General features: G+C 71.9%; 5 protein-coding genes. All 5 read right to left on the minus strand.

Features of this window, described 5'->3' with window-relative positions:
• The coding region (locus VIU94_RS04810) for a 2-oxoglutarate dehydrogenase E1 subunit family protein (protein WP_349258572.1) at positions 1–345 on the minus strand (345 nt) is incomplete at its 3' end.
• A gap of 309 nt (positions 346–654) precedes the next feature.
• The gene (locus tag VIU94_RS04815; protein WP_331907875.1) at positions 655–1,743 is read right to left on the minus strand and encodes a HAMP domain-containing sensor histidine kinase; all 1,089 of its coding nucleotides are present in this window, start codon (positions 1,741–1,743) and stop codon (positions 655–657) included.
• On the minus strand, positions 1,740–2,474 hold the full coding sequence (locus VIU94_RS04820; RefSeq protein WP_331907877.1) for a response regulator transcription factor: 735 nt from the start codon (positions 2,472–2,474) through the stop codon (positions 1,740–1,742). The genes VIU94_RS04815 and VIU94_RS04820 overlap by 4 nt, the downstream gene beginning before the upstream one ends.
• A 113-nt stretch (positions 2,475–2,587) precedes the next feature.
• Complete coding sequence (locus VIU94_RS04825; protein WP_331907879.1) at positions 2,588–3,256, minus strand: spermidine synthase family protein; 669 nt, start codon at positions 3,254–3,256, stop codon at positions 2,588–2,590.
• Between the two features lie 176 nt (positions 3,257–3,432).
• The coding region (locus VIU94_RS04830; RefSeq protein ID WP_331907881.1) for a hypothetical protein at positions 3,433–3,860 on the minus strand (428 nt) is incomplete at its 5' end.

Below are 3,860 nucleotides of genomic sequence, written 5' to 3' on the forward strand. Positions count from 1 at the left end.
CGCGGCCTGGGTGGGTGCGGCGACGGGCTGCGCGGCGGCCGGGGCCGCTGCGGTGGCACCCGTAGCCCCCGCGGCTACGGCGCCGGACTGCGCGGCGGCCGGGGCATCCGTGGCAGGAGCCCCGTCGACCGGCTTCGCCCCTGCGGCGGCAGCACCCGCGCCGCCCGGCTTGTAGTCGGCGAAGAAGTCCCACCAGGCACGGTCGACCGAATTCGGGTCCTGGAGGTACTGCTGGTAGATCTCGTCGACGAGCCACTCATTGGCGCCGAAGGCGGTCGCAGGGTTCTGACCCTGCCCGTCTTGGTCGGTGGAGGTACTCGGGGTACTGGGGGACTGAGACGACACGGCGGTAACCGCCCTCTTCCGCTTCACAAGGTGATGGACAGCGGAAATAAAGGCTACGCCTCCCTGGCCGGGAGGTGCAGGCCGGGCGCTCCAACGTCGCGCAAGTCACACTTGACGAGGAGTTTCGGCGCTGTGAATGGCGGGAAACAAGCGTGGTTCCGCCCCTGTGAGGGTACGGAGAACCGCGGCTGCGCCTCCCTGAGGTTCGCAACCCTGATCACGTCCTGCCCATGTCCTGGCCAGGTCTCGTACAGCTCCTGTACAGGTACACGCAGAACGTGCTCTTCCGGTTCGAACCCTACGTCAACATCACGCCGGAAGGCTGCCCGGGAGAGTGACCTGGATACGGCAGCCCCGTGACGATTCGGCCACCCCGATGCGGCCGCCGTGAAGATCCACCGCCCAGCGGGCGATCGCCAGGCCGAGACCCGTGCCGCCGTCGCTGCCCTTGCCGGGCTGACCTGGGGCCGCGCCCCGGTTGAACCGCTCGAAGACCTTGTGCCGCTCCGACTCCGGGATGCCGGGGCCCTCGTCCTCGACCTCCAGCTCCAGGGAGTCCGGGAACGGCCCGCGCCGGGCCCGTACGGTGACCCGGCCGTGCTGCGGGGAGTGCTTCACCGCGTTGTCGATCAGGTTCGCCATCACCTGGTGCAGCCGCTCCGCGTCCGCGTGCGCGGTGAGCTCGGGCGGCGAGACGTCCAGGTGGAGATGGACGTCGGTCCGGTTGTGCAGCCCGGACGTGGAGGAGAGCCCGCGCTGCGCCGCGGCCAGATTGGCCTCCCGCAGCACCCCCGAGAGATAGGGCCAGACCTCGAAGCGTCGTGCCTTGAGCGTGACGACACCGTTGTCGAGACGTGACAGATCCAGCAGCGTCTCGACCAGGCGGCCGAGCCGCTCGGTCTGTTTCAGGGCGGTGCGCATGGTCTCCGGATCGGCCTCCGAGACCCCGTCGACCACGTTCTCCAGGACCGCGCGGAGCGCCGCGATGGGCGTCCGCAGCTCGTGCGAGACGTTGGCGACCAACTCCTTGCGGTGCCGGTCCTCGGCCTCCAGGTCGTCCGCCATGCGGTTGATCGTCTCGGCCAGGCCGCCCAGCTCGTCGCGCCGGTCCGCGCCCCGGACCCGGCGGCCGAAGTCGCCGCGCGAGATCGAGCCCGCGACCGTGGTCATCTCGTCCAGCGGGGCCGTCAGGCCGTGCGCCACGAACTGCGTGATCAGCAACGTCGCGATCATCGCGAAGATCGTGATGTAGCGGAACTCGGTGGACGTCCGGATGGCCACCAGAGCCAGCCCGGAGGTGAGCAGGACCGCCCCGACGACCAGGGCGCCCAGCTTGGTCTTGATCGAGATCACGATCCGGCGCCCGCGGCGCGCGCCGGGACGACCCGTGAGGGTCATGACGCCGGGGTCTCCAGCGCGTACCCGACGCCGTGCACGGTACGGATGCGCTCGGCGCCGATCTTGCGGCGCAGCGCCTTGATGTGGCTGTCGACGGTCCGGGTGCCGGAGGCGTCCGCCCAGTCCCACACCTCGGCGAGCAGCTGCTCCCGGGAGAGCACCGCGCGCGGGGTGTTCGCCAGGCAGACCAACAGGTCGAACTCGGTCGGGGTCAGGTGGACGTCCTCCGCCTTCACCCGGACCCGACGCTGTGCGTGGTCGATCTCCAGCTCGCCGAGCCGCAGGATCCCGCTGCGCGGGGTGACCGCCGCCAGCGCGGCCCGCTCGACCCGGCGCAGCAGTACGTGCACTCGGGCGGCCAGCTCCCGCATGGAGAACGGCTTGGTCATGTAGTCGTCCGCGCCGACCCCGAGCCCGACCAGCATGTCGGTCTCGTCGTCCCGCGCGGTGAGCATCAGGACCGGTACCGGCCGCTGGGCCTGGACCCGGCGGCAGACCTCCAGGCCGTCGAAGCCCGGCAGCATGACGTCCAGGACCATCAGGTCCGGCTGCCAGGCCTCGGCCGCGTCCACCGCGGCCGGGCCGTCCGTCGCGGTCTGGACCAGGAAGCCCTCGGCCCGCAGCCGGGCCGAGACCGCGTCCACGATCGTCGCGTCGTCCTCGACTACGAGCACCCGCCGCTGCGCACCGGGGGTGGCCGCACCGTTGTGACTGGTGTGTGTCTGCTCCATTGCCCCGCCCCTGTCGCGTTTCCGCGTGTGCCGTCGTTCGTTGCCGTCGATCGTTTGCGGCCGTGATCCGTACGTTGTCGCTCAGCAGCGTAAAGGCAGTCGACGCGCCAAGGCTACGCAGGTCGTACGCCGAGGTGCACCACGTCGGGAACGCCTCGGGCAACGCGGATCTCTTCGGTTCTTACCGCGCTGAATCCGGCATTCCGCAACGAGTCTTCGAATGTGGAGGACGGCTGCGCGGACCACACCGCGAGCACGCCGCCGGGTGTGAGCCGATCCTTGCAGGCGGCAAGTCCGGCCGGAGAGTAAAGACTTCCGTTGTCCTCGGTGACCGTCCAGTCCGGTCCGTTGTCGATGTCGAGGCAGAGCGCGTCGTACGTCTCGGTGCTCGTGCGCAGGTGGGCGACCAGATCGGTGTGCAGCACCTCGGTACGCGGATCGGCCAGCGCCTCGGCGGAGAGCGGCGCGAGCGGGCCGTTCCGGTGCCAGTCGATGATGGCCGACTCGCGCTCCACGACCGCGATCCGGCCCCAGCGCGGGTCGGCGGCGGCGTGCGCGAGCGAGAAACCGACGCCGAGGCCGCCGATGAGGACCGACGGCGCGGTCCGGCCGGCCGGCAGGGCGTCGAAGGCCGCGTCGATGAGCAGCCGCTCGGAACGCCCGTCCGATGTGTCCATCAGGAACGTGCCGTTGGCGATGATCTCGAAGTGCTCGTCGCGGCGGCGCAACACGACCTCTCCGTACGGGCCTTCGCGGCGGTCGAGAGTGACGGGGCTCGGCATGTTCCCTCCGGTGCTCGCGTGCAGGGTCGGCCCGGCCATCCTCGCCGGACGGCGACGACCGGACAAACCGGTTAACGGCCGCCGTGGAGGGGTGCTACGGGCGGGAGTCGCCTCCTGGCGACGGGAGTTGACGCGCGTCAGCCTGGGCGTCGTCCTGGCGGGGGAGTCGGCGCGCGTCACCCGTGGGCGTCGCCGCGCGCCGCGAACAGGGCCGTGCCCAGGACGTACGCGCAGACCGCGGTCCACCAGGCGGCCGGCTCCGGGCCCGGCTGCATCGGCCACGCCCAGACCGCCGCCGCGCCACCCGGCGCGGCGGGCGCCGCGAGGTACACCGCGCCCGTGTACGCCGTCGCCGGCAGCCAGCTGAGCCGCGCTCCGAGCAGGGCCGCCGCCGCGCACGTCACACCCACCGCGCCCAGCGTGTTGCGGACCGCCGCCCACAGACCGAACTCCTCCGGATGCCCCGGCAGCGCCGCCGCAAGCAGCGCCGCGGCCAGCAGGGTCAGCGCTCCGACGTGCGCGGCCCGCCGGAGCGGCCAGGGCCACGCCGCCGTCCGGTCCAGCTCCGCGCTCGGCGCGTGCAGGCTCGTCCCGACGGCGGCCG

Source organism: Streptomyces sp. (assembly GCF_036566765.1).
Taxonomy (GTDB): Bacteria; Actinomycetota; Actinomycetes; order Streptomycetales; family Streptomycetaceae; genus Streptomyces.

What these genes read in the sequence shown, in the direction of transcription:
- VIU94_RS04815 (WP_331907875.1), bottom strand. Translation starts at nt 1,743, where the DNA reads ATGACCCTCACGGGTCGTCCCGGCGCGCGCCGCGGGCGCCGGATCGTG.
- VIU94_RS04820 (WP_331907877.1), bottom strand. Translation starts at nt 2,474, where the DNA reads ATGGAGCAGACACACACCAGTCACAACGGTGCGGCCACCCCCGGTGCG.
- VIU94_RS04825 (WP_331907879.1), bottom strand. Translation starts at nt 3,256, where the DNA reads ATGCCGAGCCCCGTCACTCTCGACCGCCGCGAAGGCCCGTACGGAGAG.